Origin of the sequence: Chryseobacterium luteum, from assembly GCF_000737785.1 — a bacterium.
In the GTDB taxonomy this organism is placed as follows: Bacteria; Bacteroidota; Bacteroidia; order Flavobacteriales; family Weeksellaceae; genus Chryseobacterium; species Chryseobacterium luteum.
The window spans coordinates 127,079-145,426 of sequence record NZ_JPRO01000020.1; the positions used below are offsets into that span (position 1 = coordinate 127,079).

Genomic DNA, 18,348 nt, shown 5'->3' on the forward strand with positions numbered 1-18,348 from the left:
TATTTTAAGTTTGTTTTTATAATTTGATATAAGAATCCACTGCCTGCTGATTTTATAGGTCCACAGGTACAATGAATAGCTTCGTTGCAGAATGATTAAATGATTTCTTTAAGATGCTGTTTCCATCTTGAGTATGCTTCTAAATATTGTTCTCTTTTTTCTGTTTCTGGTTCTATGACTGCAATTTTTTCCAGGGAAGAAAATGCTTCTTTAGAATCGGCATAAAAACCTATTCCCATTCCCGCGGCTCTGGCTGCTCCTACCGCTCCGTCCGTATCGTAAAGCTCAATCACCGCATTGCTTACACTGGCAAGTGATTGCCGGAAAATTGAACTTAAAAACATATTCGTATTTCCTGCACGGATGACCTGGATGTCCATGCCCATATTCCTCATGATATTCATTCCATATTCATAAGAAAAGACAATTCCCTCCTGTGCCGCCCGCAGAATATCTCCTTTTGTATGAATGTTGAAATTGATCCCGTGCATAGAACAGCTGGTATCTTTGTTTTCCAACACTCTTTCTGCCCCGTTACCAAAAGGGATGATGCTTAATCCTTTTGATCCTATGGGGGAAAGTGATGCCAGATCATTCATATCACCATAGGAAGAAAGCGAGGTTGCAAAATTGTGCTTTAGCCATGAGTTTAAAATCCCTGTCCCGTTGATGCACAGTAAAACTCCCAATCTGGTTTGCTCAGGGCTGTGATTGACATGGGCAAATGTATTTACCCGTGAAAGTGTATCATATTCCAGCTTATCCAGCACTCCATATACCACTCCTGAAGTACCCGCTGTTGAAGCGATTTCTCCGGGATTGAAAACATTCAGAGAGAGTGCATTATTGGGCTGATCTCCCGCTCTGTATGAAATAGGGGTTCCTTCTTTCAATCCTAATTCCTGAGCAGCCGGTGCAGAAACGGTTGACTGGATACCGAAAGTAGGAATAATTTCAGGAAAGAAGCTCTTAGGAATTCCGTAATAATTAATGACATCTTCAGAGATACAGTTGTTTTTAAAATCCCAAAATATGCCTTCGGAAAGTCCTTCAATGGTCATTCCTATTTCTCCGGAAAGCTTCATGGCGATATAATCTCCCGGCAGCATTATTTTATCTATCTTTTCAAAAATTTCGGGTTCGTTTTCCTTTACCCATGCCAGTTTCGATGCGGTGAAATTTCCCGGCGAATTAAGAAGATGGGATAAACATTTTTCCGTTCCTATTTCCTGAAAAGCCTTTTCACCATAGGGAACAGCTCGGCTGTCACACCAGATAATCGAAGGACGGAGCAAATTCTGATCTTTATCAACCAGGATCAGTCCATGCATCTGCCAGGTGATCCCTATTCCTTTGATATCTTCGGCGTTGATTCCGGATTCGTGCATCACAGATTCGTGCGCCAGCTTCAGATTCAGCCACCAGTCAGAAGGGTTCTGCTCAGCCCAACCCGGGTTGACTGCGGTGATTTTCATTTCTTTTTTCGGAGAAAAGTCTGATGCAATAATTTTCCCGCTGGATGCCTCAATGAGACAAACTTTAACAGAAGAACTGCCTATGTCATATCCTAGCAAATACATAATTTGAAAAAGGGGTATTTATTTGATTAGTTTAGTATTGTTTTTCTTGTAGATCTTAGCATCAAACTTATAATATCTTGCTGCCCGGTGCGATACATTTTTTTCTATTTCCTCCAAAGGAATAATATAGTTAAATGATGAAATCTTTTTATGAAAATTCTTGATGTCGATTTGCTTCTCACTTAGCGCGCTGTACAGCTGATACAGTTGCCTTATGGTAAATTTTTTCGGCAGCAATTCAAAAATAATAGAAAAATCTGTCTCAATCCACCTTCTGATCTCTGTCAAGGATTCATTGATGATCTTATTGTGATCAAAAGGTAATGCAGGAACCTGATCTATAGGATACCAGTCTACGGTATCATACTTGGTGCTGTTAATTTTATGATCGATCTTGCATAAAGAGAGATAAGCCACTGTAATAATCCGATCAATATTATGCATATACTCGGTTCCCATCCACTTAATATCGCTCTTATTGCTTGCCCGAAAGGGATCTGCAAAGCATCTGAACTGTTTGAGAACCATTTTTTTTATTCCTGTTAATTCATGAAGAACTCTATGAGCCGCATCATCCACATCTTCGTTACTGAAAATAAGGCTACCCGGCAATTTTCTCTGCCTGTCTACCGGTAAGTCCTCTATGCGGCGCTGCACAAGTAGAATATTGAGTCTGTTGTCATAGTCAAATCCGAATACCACACAATCAACAGAAACATAGGTATGAATAAAATCTGGGTTCATCTTATATTAACATTTACGTAACATCACAAATATAAAAATTCAAATGAGAAAAAAAAATAAAATATACATTACGAGCTATATATCAACTGTTTACATATCAATTTTTTATGATAAGAATTATCTATAAATTATGATAAGGTTATCATTAATATAATGATTATTATAACGAAAAACCTTAATACACAGCAATTTAAATGTAAAAATGACACTTAAAAAATTAATATTTATTTTTATTTAATTTATGATAAGAAAATTATAAAGTTCTTTCATTTTTTTTAAAAAAAGTATAAGAAAAACACCTGTTTTTTGCTCAAATCCATATATTTAAGACGTGTATTTTTTACATTTATTTAACCTAAGAGCTAAAAAGTTGTCAAATCATACGATTTTTCTGTACACAGTTAGGAGATTTTGAAACTTTTACGGAAGGTTTTAAAAAGGGTTTTCATTATAAATATACAAGACGTGCAGATCTGATGTACCTGATTTACTTCAAAAGGGTTTATGAATGTCTAATCTTCTCATACAAAAACAGTTCTGGGCCCATTGTGATTAATTAGCCTGAATTCAGATTAATTAATTTGTGCTGTTCCAAAATAGTAGTGTTTTTCCTACCTTTAACCTTTCAATCAATAGATCTTTATGAACAAACTGTCTGATCCAAACATTGATTTAATAACCCGGCTTCAGGAAATGCAGAAAGAATATCTGGTGATTTCATCCATAACTGCTGCTTTTGCCAAAGTCCTGGATAAAAAACATTTCAGCAGTGTTTTAAATCAATCTTTTAAAAATGAATTCCTATTTAATGAAGTGATTATCCTTACTGCACAGGACAATAAACAGCAGATCTTCTACAGCTCTATGATCACCGAAGAGCATGATAACAATAACTCCGATTCCCTGGATATTTATTTCGGGCAATGTATACAATCACCTGAACCCGTTGTTTTTTACCTAAAGGACTTCTCTGAAAGAAAAGTGTCAATACCTTATTTTACCCGTGGAAAAAAACTGGGAATGCATATGGCAATAGGTTTTTTCCTTCCCCCTGTAGGAGATCATAAAAATGTGGTTTTCCTTTTTTATAAAAATTTCACTGAATTCAATGACCGGTTAGAAAGGATATTGAGAGGTATATCCACACAGTTATCCATCACCGTCAGGAATGTTTCTTTCTCTGAAAGGCTGGACGTTTATGAGAGCCAGATATCCAATCCTCAAAAAGAGATTAAAAATGTAAAAGATGAGGAAAGAAGTAAAGAAGGATTTAACGGAATCATTGGAAACAGCGAAGTCATACAGCAGATCTACAGACAAATTTCCCAAGTCGCATTTTCCCCATCCAATGTGATCATCTATGGAGAAACCGGAACAGGAAAGGAACTGATAGCCCAAGCGATCCATGAGCTTTCTTCTTCGTCTCATCATGCCATGATCAGGATTAACTGTGCGTCTATTCCTGCCAACCTTATAGAAAGTGAGCTTTTCGGGCACGAGAAAGGCAGTTTTACGGGGGCTACGGAACAGCGTAAAGGGAAATTTGAACAGGCAAACGGAGGAACTGTATTTCTGGATGAAATTGGGGAACTCCCTTTAATTCTTCAAGGAAGGTTACTGAGAGTTTTGCAGGAAAAGGAAATTGAAAGAATCGGAGGAAATAAAACAATTAAGGTCAATGTAAGAATTATTGCTGCCACTAACCGGATCCTGGAAAAAGAAGTGGCAGAAGGCAGATTCAGAAGTGATCTTTTTTACCGTCTGAATGTCTTCCCGATTCATCTTCCGGCTTTGCGTGAAAGAAAAGAGGACATTCCGTTACTTGCCCATTATTTTTTAGAAAAACATCATTTAAAAACAGGTAAGAAAATTAACGGTTTTTCTCGAAAAGTGATACATGCGATGTGTGAAAATCCGTGGCCGGGAAATATCCGTGAATTGGAAAACATGGTTGAAAGGAGCATTCTAACGGCAAAAGACAGCATTATCAAAGAAATGGAATTTCCGAAAGGTATTTTTCCTCAAAATAAAGATCAGGAATTTCAGATTCAAACATTGCAGCAGGTAGAAAAAGAATATATTTTAAAAGTAGTTGAAAAATGTAACGGCAGAATTTCAGGTAAACACGGAGCTGCTGTTTTATTGGGGCTGCCTTCTACAACACTTATTTCCAAAATGCAGAAACTCGGAATACAGAAAGGTCATTATTTTAAGGAAAATGAATAAATTTCAAACTGTGATGTTAAAGGTAATATTAACTGTTTAATGATTAAAATTCTTGTTTGATTATGTCGTACTCATTTCAATTTTACCGGAAGATAAAGCCCAAAAAATCCAGAGTCCTAAAATAATAATCAGAGAGACTGAAGGAATCCAAAACGAAAAAAGCAAAGCAATAATGTAAACCGGAAGTCCATATAAATAGTTATTATGGATTTTTTTAATCGCCTGATCGGTAATTCCCGGGCGAAGAAGCTTTTTATCCCTACTTGCCAAAAACCAAAGTAAATTGAATGCAAGATTGATCAGAACAAAAGTCCCGGTATAGATCGCCACAACCACAGATGATGCTTCCCCATTGAAATAACGGGCAAGAAGAGCCGTAGGATAAGAAACTGCTGAAACCAGGAAAAGAATCAGTCCGTTGGCAAACATAATCGCCGAATTACGGCTGTAGATCTGCTTAAAAATTTTATGATGATTCACCCACATGATAAAAATACTGAAAAACGAAAGAATAAAAGCCAAAAATGTCGGCCATTGATTTTTCATAAAAATCAGCAGATCATTTCCATTTGTTATTGAATTTTCTTCAGGTATGTGAAGATCTAGCACCAAAAGCGTAATGGCAATCGCAAAAACGCCATCACTGAATCCTTCTATCCTGCCCGTTTCTTTTTCCATTATTGATTTTAATTTGGTTGGTAGACTCGTCAATTCGAGTGAAATTCTGAAAGAATTTTGTATCGGGAATTTGTTTTAAATAAATTTTAAGAATGCTTATTAAGTGTAAATTCCCGATACAATTTTTCTTCACTTTGTTTTAAGCAAATTTTAAGGATGCTTACTAAGTATAAATTCCCGATACAATTTTTCTTCACTTTGTTTTAAGCAAATTTTAAGGATGCTTATTAAGTATAAATTCCCGATACAATTTTTCTTCACTTTGTTTTAAGCAAATTTTAAGGATGCTTATAAAATATAAATTCTCGATACAATTTTTCTTCACTTTGTTTCGAAAAATCACTCGAATTGACGAAACTTAAACTATTTTCTTCAAAAATTTAAATAAGTTTTGGCTGAAGCCTTTTTTGATGTTTTTATGAAAGCGGGCTAAAGTCCGATCCTATTGAATAAATAGATTGTTGTATTTATTTATACCCTTTATCAATTCCCAGTTTTTTCATTTTAGAATATAATGTTTGCGGTTGGATTTTCAGCAGTTCTGCTGCGCCACCAATTCCTGAAACTTTTCCCCCACAACTTTGCAGTGCATTCATAATATGATCTCTTTCCATTTCTTCCATCGATTTCAGTTGACCTTGAAATTCGGACGAAATTTTTTCTGTTGTTTTCGGAAGTTCAAAATTTTCAATTTCTGTCGTTTTAGCTAAAAGAACGCTTCTTTCAATAAGATGTTCCAATTCACGGATATTTCCGGGCCAACTGTAATTATAGAGTTGTTCTAAAGCACTTTCACTGATTGAATTAATATTCCTTCTTGAAGCAGCCGTATATTTATTCAGAAAAAAATTAGCTAATAGTTCAATGTCTTCTTTTCTTTCTCTTAAAGGAGGTAATTCTATCGGGAACACATTTAATCTATAATATAAATCTAATCTAAACCGCCCTTCTGCCACTTCTTTTTCCAGAGAACGGTTGGTGGCGGCTACAATTCTTACATTGACCTTAATTGTTTTATTTCCTCCTAATCTTTCGATTTCTTTTTCCTGTAAAACCCGCAGTAATTTCACCTGAGAATCCAAGGGTAATTCACCAATTTCATCCAGAAATATGGTTCCTCCGTTTGCCTGTTCGAATTTTCCGATTCTCATGGCGTTGGCTCCTGTAAAGCTCCCTTTTTCGTGTCCGAAAAGTTCAGATTCAATTAAAGAATGAGGCAAAGCTGCACAGTTGACAATCACAATCGGACTGCCATTTCTACCGGAAAGATTATGGACAGAATGAGCCACTTTTTCTTTTCCCGTACCGCTTTCTCCAACCACAAGAACGGAAGTATCTGTTGGCGCAACGACTCTTATTTTTTCAACAACCTCCTGAAGTAAAGGACTTTTCCCGATAATTCCCTTTATTTCTCCGTGACTCTCGGATTCCTGAACATCAGCATTTTTTTCGATATCAAAACGGTATTTCGCAATATCGAGCATCACAATAAGATCCCGTTCCCGGAAAGGTTTTACCATAAATCCGTACGGCTGCGTTCCTTTCACGGATTCCAGCGTAGACTGGTTGGTATTGGCAGAAATATAGAGAAAAGGGATGTTTATTTTGCGTAATTCCCAAGCCAGATCGATTCCGGTAAGATCGCCTTTCAGCATGATATCCAAAAGTACCCAATCCGGTTTTTTTTCGGCAATGGATTTTCTTGCCTGTACAACGGAAGACGCAATTCCTGTAACCTGATAACCTGCTTTTTTAAGCATCAGTTTAAGATCATTGGCTACGATAAACTCATCTTCTACAATTAGTATTTTTTCTTTCATTTTATCTAAAGATATCGCTCACATTATCCGTGATTTTCAATCTCTGTATTTTTAGCAAATATTATTATTATTTTTAAGCCGTTATTATTTTCCAGAGAAAAAGTTCCGTCGAGCTGGTCGGTAAGTCCTCTCATGAGGTTCATTCCGAGAGATTCTGTTTCATCGAGATCAAAACCTTCGGGAAGTCCTACTCCATTATCTGAAATAATAAGCCGGTAATTATTTTCTCCTGTATTTTTAAATGAAACCAGCACTTCACCGCTTTTATTCTTTGGAAATGCGTATTTTATGGTATTATTGACTGCTTCATTCACAATTAACCCCATCGGAACCGCCTGTGCCACATCCAGAAATACTTTTTCGGTATCCAACACAAATTTGATGTTTTTCTCTGATAAATAACATTCTTTGATATAGCTGATCAGCTCATAAATATACCACGACATATCGATCATCGACAGATTGTCTGACTGGTATAATTTCTGATGAATCAGAGACATGGCATGCATTCTGTGCTGACTGTTCTGGATCGCCATCAACGCATCTTCATTCTCCAGATAAGCAGATTGCGTGTTTAATAAGCTAATGACAATTTGGAGATTATTCTTAACCCTGTGATGAATTTCCTTTAAAAGCCATTCTTTTTCAGACAAAAGTTTTTTCAGCTGTTCGTTCTGTTCATCGATCTGATTTCTTTTTAATTCTAATTCTTCGTTTTTTTTCTTTTTAGATCTAAAACTATTGTATAAAAAAGCTAAAAAAAGGACCAAAGCAATCAAGCTTCCTATAAATACATACCGGATAACCTTATCGTTCTGAATTTTTATTTCCTGTAATTTCCCTTGCTGTGTAAGCACTTTGATATTTTTGTCTTTTTTTTCTGTCTCAAATTGCAGTTCCAGTGTCGCAGACTGTTTTAGTTTTTCCAAATTAAAAATAGAGTCTTTATATACCTGATGCTGTTTTAAATGTTTAATGGCCGATTCGTATTTTTTACTGGCATAATCCGATTGAAAAGATAAAAGTTCGATTTGTGAATAAAAGATAAGCTTATCTGATTTTTTAGCAAATTCTTTGAATCTTTCGATATACGCATATGTTTTTTCTACCTGGCCGGACTGCTGTAAATAGATGATAATTCCGGTTAATTTATAGAAAAGTCCAACATCCGATTCCTTGTATTTTTTTAGCAATTGTTCATAATAGGGTTTGGCTTTATCTGTTTGTTTGAGCATAGAATAAGAGACTACAAATATAAAGAGCTGTCTGATTTTGGTAATTTCATCCTTTGGAGGATAATTCTTTTCAGTTCGTTTCAGCGTTCGCAGAGCTGCCGGATAATTTTTCTTCTGGCAGTAGAGTGATGCAAGGTTATAAGTTATTGTATTGATATCATCTACATTTTTATTTTTTAAGGCAATATTCAGCGATTTTTCAAAATTGGAAAATGCAAGGTCAAATTTAAGCAGGTCATAATAAGCAAGCCCCAAATGATTGTAAATTGTGCACAACTGGTAACTGGTATCATGAACTTCTTCTGCGGTTTTTTCCGCCAACAGTGCATACTTCAGTGATAATTGTGAATTTTGTAATATCCCGTAATTACTTGACATTAAGGTATAAATACCCTGGAGTTCCTTGAAACCAATCGCTTTATAAATAACAACCGCATTTTCAAGAAGTGCCAACGCTTTTTGATTCTGCTCTATAATGCCATAATAATCCGCAAGATCTTTCAAAGCATCCGCTTCTTTTTTTAGTGCTTTATTTTTTTTGTAAAGCGGAATGGCTAATTCAAGATATTTTATTTTTTCTTCTACATCCTCTTTTTCATACCCTTTATAGGCGCAAAGTTCTCTGTAAACATCAGCTGTAAGGACATATAAATTATTTTTTTTAGCATAAGCAAGTGCTTCATTGGTTTTCTCTAACCCATTTTTGGAATCACCTTTTTCTCTATGAATCTGAGCATCCAAAAGCATTGTTTTTCCATTACCAAGTGTATAGCCTAAGGTATTGCTTAACTTTTTTGCTTCAATATTCAGATGATCTGCTTTTTCAAGATCTGCTTTAAGCTCTCCCGGTTTAGTAAGGTAATAGCTGCTTAAAGTGATCAGTAATTCAACCTTTTGGCTGTCACTTTCGGCATTGGCAATTTTCTTTTCCAATAGATCCGGATCTTCTTTTACCTGTGCAGCTGCCTGAATGTTTACAAGCAGAAACAATGACACCGAAAATACGATGCGCAGATAATTTTTGACAGAAATAAGAGAGGTAAAATTCATTTTTTAAAGATAATTCATTATCTGATGATGTACCAGTTTTTGCCGCTAGATTTTGCGGTGATAAAGATAGCAAATAATCATCGCCAGTCCCGGAAAAACCAATGTCACAAGCCCAAACTGCTTTCCTGCAAAAGCTCCTAAAAAACACCCTCCTAAAAAACCAATAATTAAAATAAGCTGTTTCTTTAAGCTCATCAATGCATCAGCATCATGAAAACCATTTTTAATTAAATTTCCGAAATCCAGTGAAGCCTGCGTAACATTTCCCGTCATCATTGTCGTTGGACCGTGTGTTTCTTTAGCATACAATTTCCCGAAAGCATTCTGAAGTCCCATCGCAAAAACGGCAATCATGGTAACCGTGTACATGATTACTTCTGTAAACATTCCGTTATAATTAAAAACTGCAACTAAAATCCCGGCTAAAAGAAGTAAAAATCCTTCCCAAAACAAAATCGTATAATGATTGAGAACTTTTCCGGCAATTCTTCCCCCGACAATCACCGCCAGAATAAAAACAGGAAATGTAAGCAGCTTTATCCATGCATGAATATCAGAACCTTTTACAAACTGGTAGGCAAATACAATAAAGTTTCCCGTAACGTGCGCAGAAAAAATAGAATCTGCCGAAACAAAAGTTACTGTATCACAATACCCTGCAATCATGGTTAATAAGAACGTGACGAATCCTATATTATGTTTTATTTCCATGATATTTTATTTTAAATGTGAACGAAGCATCCAGGCCATTTTCTCATGAGTTTCCAACAATCCGGTGATGTAATCGCTGGTTCCTGCGTCATGAAATTCTACTGCAAAATTTTCGATATTTTCACGAAGATGAATGATAATGCTTTCGTGATCAGACAGCAGTTCTTTCATATAAGTCAGGCTGTCATTGGATTCCAGGTGATGCTCAGACAAATGAGTCAGTCCAAGATATTCTCTCAACGTAGCCGGAGCATAATGTCCCAGCATTCTGATTCTTTCAGCCAATTGATCAATGATCTGATCCAACTGCTCATACTGCATTTCAAAAAACAGATGTTTGTTGTAGAAATCTGCACCTTCCACATTCCAGTGGGCTTTTTTTGTTTTGGTGTAAAGTACAAATTCATCTGCTAATGTCTGAATCAATACTTCAGCAACTTTCACCAGGTTTTCGTTTTTTATTCCAATTGAAGTTTTCATTTTAAAGTAGATTTAATAAATAATAATCGAGTGAATATTTTCCTGCACCCAATGCAAGAATCAACAATAAAGACAAAGTATACATATAAGGAACATCACGTACTTCCAGAGAATCTTTTCTGTGGACCACGAAATAACCAATCGCTGTCACACCAATCGTCGGCAAAACTGCGAGTCTTGTCCCCAATCCCAAAATAATTAAAAAAGGAACCACCAAATCTGAAAACGAAGCTACCAAAGCATTCATTTTATCGGGAAGTCCAAGCGGATTCGGTATGATTTCTTTTTGTCCGTTTTCTAATCTGAATTTCTTCAGTCCGTGAACTCTGAACAGCTCAACTGCCAAAAGTACTCTAAAGATCAGAAAAGCGATATCGTTAAATGATGATCCCAAATCTGAGGATAAAATTTGTTTTAAAATTTCCATAATTTTAATGTTTAAAAAGCAAAACAGGAACATCCCAACGCGCCCCAGAACGAATGGTAGTTATTAACGGGAACAGAACTCATTCTTGCTGCGTCGTGACTGTGATGATGTATATCGCAGTTCCCGGCGCAACTATGAATTTGAGAAGTTAAAGGTGTTTTAAAATCCGCTTTTGCATTTTTTTCAATGGCTGTCTGGGTGGGTCCGCCAACCGGATAATATCCGTTGTACAGATTCGTTGGAGACCAATCCGGAAGAATGGGAATTGACGGAGGTGCAAATGATGAAAACTCTCCTTTTGCGTAGACAATTTTACCGTCAACGACTGTCATTTCAGCTTCGATATTTTTGATTTCTTCATCTTCAACCGTGAAATAATCTTTGTCTAAAACCGCCAGATCGGCAAACATTCCCACCTGAATATCACCTTTTTTCTGCTGTTCCTGAGAAAACCAGGCACTTCCTTTTGTGTACAATTCCAAAGCTGTATTTCTGTCCAATCGGGTATCGGTATACAACTGAAGTCCGCCAACCGTTTTCCCGACCGTGAGCCAATACATGGAAACCCATGGGTTGTAACTGCTTACTCTCGTGGCATCAGAACCGCCGCCAACAGGAACTTCCATTTCGATCATTTTTTTAATTGGAGGGGTACTTTCTGCCGCCACCGAGCCATAACGATCTGTAAAATATTCTCCCTGATACGCCATTCTGCTTTGGATGGCAATTCCTCCGCCTAAACTTTTTACTCTTTCGATATTTTTTTCATCAATGGTTTCTGCATGATCAAAAATCCACGGAAGCCCGTTGAAAGGAATATCCTGATTCACCTTTTCAAAAACGTTTAAAAATCTGGTAATACTTTCGTTATATGTTGCGTGAAGTCTGAAAGGCCAGCGGTTTTCAACCAGTAATCGAACAACCTTTTCAAGATCGGCTTCCATATTTTCAGGCAAATCGGGTCTTGGCTGTAAAAAGTCTTCAAAATCTGCTGCCGAGAAAACCAGCATCTCTCCTGCTCCGTTGTGACGGTACATATCATCACCCTGATAAAGTTTTACGGTGTCAATCCATTCGCTGAAATCTTCAAACTCATTTTTTGGTTTTTGAGTAAATAAATTATAGGCGATTCTTACGGTCAGCTGTTTGTTTTCATTCAGTTCATTTACTACCTGATAATCATCCGGAAAGTTTTGAAAACCGCCACCTGCATCAATTACGCTCGTAATACCAAATCGGTTTAATTCTTTCATAAAATGTCTGGTAGAATTCACCTGATGTTCGTACGAAAGTTTCGGACCTTTTGCCAAGGTTGAATATAAAATCATCGCATTTGGAGTAGCAATAATCAATCCCGTAGGTTCACCGTTGGCATCTCTTTCAATTTGTCCGCCTGGAGGAGCCGGCGTATTTTTTGTGTAACCAACTGCTTTTAAAGCAGCTCTGTTCATCAATGCCCTGTCGTATAAATGCAGGATAAAAACAGGCGTTTCGGGAGCAATCCTGTTGATTTCTTCCAACGTCGGCATTCTTCTTTCCGAAAATTGAAATTCCGACCAACCGCCGACAACACGCACCCATTGAGGAGATGGTGTACGGTCAACCTGCTCTTTTAACATTCTCAACGCATCCGCTAATGAAGGAACACCGTCCCATCTTAGTTCAAGGTTAAAATTTAATCCGCCACGAATCAAATGAATATGAGAATCATTGATTCCCGGAACCACTCTTTTCTTTTTTAAATCGATAATTTTTGTCGATTCTTCTGCAAACTGATCCACCAAACTGTCATTTCCAACAGCAATAATTTTTCCTTCTTTAATGGCAACTGCAGAAATATCCGGCGTTTCTTTATTGAAACTGTGAATTTTTCCGTTGTATAAAATAAGATCTGCTTTCATGATTATTTACTATTAAGTTTTGTAATGGCATCTTTGATTCCACCTCCGGCAACAGTAAAAAATGATGGTCCGGCCAATAAAATCAACTTTTGTAATTTCATTTTATCTGAAAAATGTTTTTCATTTAAATAAGACTGTGCACGATAAGCTTCAAAAGCTCCCAAAACCACATTTTCTGCTACCAAAGCGGTCGGAGAATCGATTCCTGCATCTTTGATATCGCTGGCAAAAGAAGCAGTTTTCACTTTCAGTTTTAAAGCTTCTCTCATGGCTACACTTCCGACTTCTTTCATCAATTCAGCATTGAAAGAATTTTTGTTTCCCAACCCGATTAACAGTAATTTTTTAGATGATAGACTTCCTTTTGGAGGATCAATTAATAAGGTTTCCAAAGCTTGACCTTTGAATTTTCCGGTTTTTCTGACATCGGTAATAATTCCCTGTAAAGCCTCATCCAGATGAACCATCCCGTTCAGTTCTTTCGGAAGTGCAGGCAGGTTGAAAATATCACCTTCCGTATATTCGAAAACACAGGCAATCTGGAGATCTGCTACTGCTGCAGAAGGACCCTGCACAAGACCCACAATAGAAACTCCGTCTACTGTTCCCCAAATTTTCGTAGTTCCGACCGTTGTTTTTGTTTCAGTTGCTGTTTGTGCTGAAACAAAATTGGCCGCTGAAGTTGTTAGTACCAATGCGACAAACATCGCTTTAGACCAATTAAAATATTTTGAAATTGAATTTTGCATAATAAATGATTTAATGATAACTTGTTTACACTTTAATTTTAAAAGTTGGTAACCGCAAAGGCGCAAATTGTACTATAGGCTATGTTTTAAGGCGCAAGGATTTTATCTATGATAAAATTTCATTCTTTTAATTCTTAAGAGCATTTGCTGAAAATCTTTGATTTTCTTTCGCTAAGAACAGAAACATATAAAAAGCTTGTGCCTTTGCGATGACCAACAAAATATCTTCTTTAGTTTTTTATAAAAGTTCAAAATACACTTGATGATTAAAATTTGAATCCTAAACGGATATTGTAGAAGACTCCGCTTTTAGCATTGGGAATAATATCCTCAATAAAATTGCCTTTTTGGAAGTACTGAATACCACTTACCAAAGAAATAAAACGATTAAAACTATAAGTAAAATTGGTGAGATAAGCTGTTCCGATATACCTTTTATCTGAACTGCTTCCGGGACGATTGAGGACTCCACTTGGTCTGTAAACACCGTCATTTAGAGAATATCGCCAATTGAAAACAACATCGACCTGCATTTTAAGTTTAGATGTTAAATCCAACGTGGCATAGGGATGAATATCAATTAAATTAACCGGTCCAACCTGCGGACTGAAGCCAAAATAACCGCCTTTCGGATACAATGGATTAAACGTATTGAGTTTTCCGTCGTCCTTCGATTTGTCTCCGGAAATGTAATCGTTACGAAGATTAATACTTGGTTTAAACTTAACATTTTCAAACAGATATCCTACATCTATAGAACCTGTCCATGCGCTGATATTTCCATCTCCAAAACTTCCGAACTGATAAGCTGCTTCCAGATTGTAAATAAATCCTCCACCGTATTTCCAGAATCTCCCGCCAATAGTGTGGCGTTTTTCTTTGGCTGTTCCCGCTTCAAAAACAGATTCGTCTCTTCGGATTCCTATGTAATACAAATCAAGGTTTCCTGCTTTTGGAAAAATGATTTTGGAATATAATCCCCACAAATTAAGTTGTTTTGATATTTTATTATCAAAAACTCCAACATTGATGCTGTCTGCCATCATGGCAAAGGCATCGACTGAAATGTTTTTCCCGGAATACATCAATTTAGCTCCTGTAAAGGAAAGTCTTGCATTCGGACCTTCCCGTACGGAAATTAATCTTCCAGAGCCATAATCCAGTTCCTGCCGCCCAACCCTGGTAATCAGTTTTTTCTCCTGATTTTTAAAAACACTGACATCAACAAAGAGATTCTGAATACTCAGCTGATCTTCGTCAATTCCTCTTGAACCGTTTTTTCTTCCATTTTGTAAAGCGCTCCGAATTTGTGAAAAAACTCTTACATTTTCACCCAAATGCAGGTCGGCATGAACATCATAGCGTTGCAGAAAAAAGTTATTGTGACCGATATTCAGCCTTCCCCAATCCTCATTGTTGAAATCTACATATTCATATCGCGCTTCTCCTCCGAAAGACAGATAGCTATTTTTCTTTTCATTGAGCGGAAAAAATTTAACCTTATTATAAAAAGTATCAGCAGAATCTTTTAAATATTCATAGTTTTCATCGTAACGCAGAAGCTTGAAACTCTGGGCCGATAAGCTTTCTGAAAAGAAAAAGATAACAAAAATGATAATTTTTAAGGATGATATGTAATTTGCAGATTTCAACATTGAAAAGGTGTAGATAGTGTTTAATGCTTAATCATATTGTGGGCATAATGAATTCCCAATCCGTAAGAACCGCCGTATTTTTTCATCAGATCTGTCACTGCAACATACGTTTCCTGGCGTGCCCAATCTCTCTGTAATTCTAAAATATACTGGATCGAAGTCATTGGTTTTACACCAGCGTGAATCATTCTCTGAATGGCTCTTTCGTGCGCTTCATCACTCACATCACCACAGGCATCGGTGATTACGTAGACATCATAATTTTCTTCCAATGCAGATAATGCAGGACCTACGATACATACGCCCGTCCACAAACCTGCAAAAACCAATTTTTGTTTCTGAGTTGCAACGATCACTTTGTAAGCGGCTTCATCTTCCCAGGTATTCATCGTGGTTCTGTCGATATAACCGGAAGTTGCCATTGGATAAACTTCTTCAATTTCAGGGAAAACAGGTCCTGAAAAGCTTTCTTCAGCAACTGTTGTTACGATAGTCGGTACGTTGAATATTTTTGATGCTCCGCAGATTACCGCAACATTGTTACGCAGTTCATTCATGGAGATACTTTTTGTTGCAAATGCCATTTGACCTTCAAAATCAATGAGTACAAGAGCATGGTTATCCGGAGATAATAATTTTGGTGATGGTTTCATAAAAGTTATTTATTATTGTTTAGAGCCTGTTTAAATTTTTAAAATCTGGCTGATTTAGCAGATTATTCAGATTTTCATACCTGAATTTTCCATGATTTTTTTGAGTTAGAATAATTTTAAATGGATTTTATTCAGTGATGAATGCCAAAAGATCTTTATTAATTGTTTCCGCTTCCGTCGTCGGCATACCGTGGGGGAAACCCGGATAGGTGATTATTTTACCGTTTTTTAGTAATTTAATGGATTTTAAAGCAGCATTCTGGTAAGGAACGATCTGGTCATCTTCTCCGTGAAGAACCAGAACAGGAATCTCAACAGCCTTCAAATCTTCATTAAAATCAGTTTCAGAAAATGCTTTGATTCCGTCGTAATGCGAAACAATTCCGCCCATCATTCCCTGTCTCCACCAGTTTCTCTGTACACCTTCTTTTACTTTTGCACCTTCTCTGTTGTAGCCGTAGAAAGGGAACGTTAAATCAATATAAAACTGTTGTCTGTTGTTCAGTGTCTGGTCTCTGATGCCATCAAAAACTTCCATAGGAACACCATCCGGATTGCTTTCACTTGCCACCATAATCGGCGGAACGGCACTTATCAAAACTGCTTTTTTAGCTCTTCCGTTAGCATATTTATTCACATATCTGATCACTTCACCACCTCCTGTTGAGTGTCCGATATGAACTACGTCTTTCAGGTCTAAGAATTCTACCAATTCAGCTGCGTCAGAAGCATATTGTTCAATGGTATGACCGTAGATATCCTGGCTTGATCTTCCGTGACCTCTTCTGTCGTGCGTCACAACTCTGTAACCTTTTTGTAAGAAGAAAATAACCTGTGCATCCCAGTCGTCTGATGATAAAGGCCATCCGTGGTGGAACATTAATATCTGTCCTTTTCCCTGATCTTTGTAAAAAATTTCTGTCCCGTCTTTTAATTTTAATGTGCTCATTGTTGTAGATTTTTTGTTAATTAATAATTGAATTCATACCATTAATTACAAAAAGCACACTATGTTTTTAAATAACTGAAAATCAAAAAATTACAAAATAAACCTATAAAATAAAATTACGATATATCGTAATTTTATGTACCTTTTATTTAAAAATGAGAAAAAAGACGTGATAATTTTGATGGTTACATCAATCCGGGTAACGAAATAACCGCATTTGTGATTAAAAAGGAAGACCAGTTTCAGTCTTGGCAAAAAATTTGTTCTATAAATGCAAACTTATCATTATGAATAATAAAGTAAAAATAGCATTGGGCTTATTGGGCGGGTCGTTACTTCTTCTGGCATTAAGAAAAAAAAATAAAAAACTGAAAACATTTATGGCTCCTGACGGGAATATGTACAAGGAAAACCAGATGTACAGGACTTATGATGATAAACTGTATAAAAACGGGAAACAAATCCATTTCAGCACCCCTGAAACAGGACAGCAATCTTATACACCTCCAATTCCTCATGACGAAGCCAAAACCGTTATTCCTAAAAATTATCAGTCAGGCAATAAAGATGTTACTTACCATCAAAAAGGAATAAGACATCATTAAAATTATACAGCAATTTCCTGAACGATATAAAATTTGTCCAGAAAAATTCACTGTGCAAAGTACTGGTTATTAACGCTGTTTCATTAATGCTGTTTATTAATATGTCTGTTAATTCACTATTTTCTTTGATTTCTTTAGATTCTGGATTAAATTTGTATAAAATAAAATTATGAACTATACACTTGAGCTCAATACGCAGGAGCCTTACTCTAATATTGTATTTAACACAATCGTATTTGATTCGTTCAAGGTTAATATAGTTGAAAGATATGCAGGGCGAATGAATTCCAATCCGAAATTATCTTACGTTCTGTTTAAAATCAGAACTCTGGATGACGTTATCATCAAAACGAGGAACGATAACGGAAGAGTCAAAATTAAAGGAGATCATTTTGAAACGTATCAGAAACTGATAAAAGTCCTGAATTCTTATGATTATAAAAACAGGCTGATTAACAGGCAGGCAGCCGATCAGGATTATGTACATTTTATTTTGAGTCTGGTACTTGTTAACTATCAGCTCAATTAAAACCAGCAGCCTTATCTTCTACCCTTAACATGATTTCCTGAGTAATCTGATACTTCTGAAGTTATGGAAAAGATGCAGAATCCGGCTTTGTTATCAAGTAAATTATTTTAACCAGTTTGAACTGTAAAACCCATATCTGTAAAGCGCAATTACAGATATAAACAGAAAAGTTATTTCCAGGAAACTAATTGAACAATCCAATTTTTTCCGGAAATAACTTTTTTATTAAGAATTACATTGAATGAGACGGAGCAATATCAAAATTAGGGTTTAAAGCTTTTCAAGCGTTTTTTGATGAGATTTTAATCATCCGCTTTGCGGAGAATACGGTGATCGAACCCGTCACCTTTAAACTG

General features: G+C 36.4%; 16 protein-coding genes. 3 read left to right on the forward strand and 13 right to left on the reverse strand.

What is annotated here, in order from left to right; genetic code table 11:
- Window positions 1–95: 95 nt before the first annotated feature.
- Together IX38_RS17870 and IX38_RS17875 are read right to left on the reverse strand one after the other, a co-directional pair.
- Window positions 96–1,580 carry a xylulokinase gene (locus IX38_RS17870; RefSeq protein WP_034707226.1) on the reverse strand — a complete coding sequence of 495 codons (1,485 nt, stop codon included), beginning with the start codon at window positions 1,578–1,580 and terminating at the stop codon, window positions 96–98.
- A gap of 18 nt (window positions 1,581–1,598) precedes the next feature.
- Complete coding sequence (locus IX38_RS17875; RefSeq protein WP_034707228.1) at window positions 1,599–2,324, reverse strand: NUDIX hydrolase; 726 nt, start codon at window positions 2,322–2,324, stop codon at window positions 1,599–1,601.
- A 642-nt stretch (window positions 2,325–2,966) separates the two neighbouring features.
- Between IX38_RS17875 and IX38_RS17880 the strand changes: the two genes are divergently transcribed.
- Complete coding sequence (locus IX38_RS17880) at window positions 2,967–4,550, forward strand: sigma-54 interaction domain-containing protein (protein ID WP_034707229.1); 1,584 nt, start codon at window positions 2,967–2,969, stop codon at window positions 4,548–4,550.
- Between the two features lie 60 nt (window positions 4,551–4,610).
- Here the strand turns inward: IX38_RS17880 and IX38_RS17885 are convergent, their stop codons facing one another.
- From IX38_RS17885 to IX38_RS17935, 11 genes are all read right to left on the reverse strand, one after another.
- Entirely contained in the window at window positions 4,611–5,228 is a 618-nt protein-coding gene (locus IX38_RS17885; RefSeq protein WP_034707231.1) for a TMEM175 family protein, read from the reverse strand.
- A 467-nt stretch (window positions 5,229–5,695) separates the two neighbouring features.
- Window positions 5,696–7,048 (reverse strand): sigma-54-dependent transcriptional regulator, encoded by a 1,353-nt coding sequence (locus IX38_RS17890; protein WP_034707232.1) that lies wholly within the window; start codon window positions 7,046–7,048, stop codon window positions 5,696–5,698.
- A gap of 23 nt (window positions 7,049–7,071) precedes the next feature.
- A complete protein-coding gene (locus IX38_RS17895) occupies window positions 7,072–9,333 on the reverse strand; it encodes a histidine kinase dimerization/phosphoacceptor domain -containing protein (protein ID WP_034707233.1) in 2,262 nt (753 codons plus the stop codon).
- Window positions 9,334–9,378: 45 nt separating this feature from the next.
- Window positions 9,379–10,044, reverse strand: coding sequence for a YoaK family protein (locus IX38_RS17900; protein WP_034707235.1), 666 nt, complete (start codon window positions 10,042–10,044; stop codon window positions 9,379–9,381).
- Between the two features lie 6 nt (window positions 10,045–10,050).
- Window positions 10,051–10,524 carry a Dps family protein gene (locus IX38_RS17905; RefSeq protein WP_034707237.1) on the reverse strand — a complete coding sequence of 158 codons (474 nt, stop codon included), beginning with the start codon at window positions 10,522–10,524 and terminating at the stop codon, window positions 10,051–10,053.
- A gap of 1 nt (window position 10,525) precedes the next feature.
- Window positions 10,526–10,951 (reverse strand): DoxX family protein, encoded by a 426-nt coding sequence (locus tag IX38_RS17910; RefSeq protein ID WP_034707238.1) that lies wholly within the window; start codon window positions 10,949–10,951, stop codon window positions 10,526–10,528.
- A gap of 11 nt (window positions 10,952–10,962) precedes the next feature.
- Complete coding sequence (locus tag IX38_RS17915; protein WP_034707239.1) at window positions 10,963–12,852, reverse strand: amidohydrolase; 1,890 nt, start codon at window positions 12,850–12,852, stop codon at window positions 10,963–10,965.
- A 2-nt stretch (window positions 12,853–12,854) separates the two neighbouring features.
- Window positions 12,855–13,601, reverse strand: coding sequence for a M17 family peptidase N-terminal domain-containing protein (locus IX38_RS17920; RefSeq protein ID WP_034707241.1), 747 nt, complete (start codon window positions 13,599–13,601; stop codon window positions 12,855–12,857).
- Window positions 13,602–13,867: 266 nt separating this feature from the next.
- Window positions 13,868–15,256 (reverse strand): alginate export family protein, encoded by a 1,389-nt coding sequence (locus IX38_RS17925; protein WP_034707243.1) that lies wholly within the window; start codon window positions 15,254–15,256, stop codon window positions 13,868–13,870.
- A gap of 20 nt (window positions 15,257–15,276) precedes the next feature.
- Complete coding sequence (locus IX38_RS17930; protein WP_034707244.1) at window positions 15,277–15,909, reverse strand: hydrolase; 633 nt, start codon at window positions 15,907–15,909, stop codon at window positions 15,277–15,279.
- A gap of 127 nt (window positions 15,910–16,036) precedes the next feature.
- Window positions 16,037–16,858, reverse strand: a complete 822-nt coding sequence (locus IX38_RS17935; RefSeq protein WP_034707246.1) for an alpha/beta fold hydrolase — start codon at window positions 16,856–16,858, stop codon at window positions 16,037–16,039.
- Between the two features lie 287 nt (window positions 16,859–17,145).
- Between IX38_RS17935 and IX38_RS17940 the strand changes: the two genes are divergently transcribed.
- Both IX38_RS17940 and IX38_RS17945 read left to right on the forward strand, forming a co-directional pair.
- Window positions 17,146–17,463 carry a hypothetical protein gene (locus IX38_RS17940; protein WP_034707248.1) on the forward strand — a complete coding sequence of 106 codons (318 nt, stop codon included), beginning with the start codon at window positions 17,146–17,148 and terminating at the stop codon, window positions 17,461–17,463.
- Between the two features lie 169 nt (window positions 17,464–17,632).
- Window positions 17,633–17,992, forward strand: a complete 360-nt coding sequence (locus IX38_RS17945) for a hypothetical protein (RefSeq protein WP_034707249.1) — start codon at window positions 17,633–17,635, stop codon at window positions 17,990–17,992.
- Window positions 17,993–18,348: the final 356 nt, after the last annotated feature.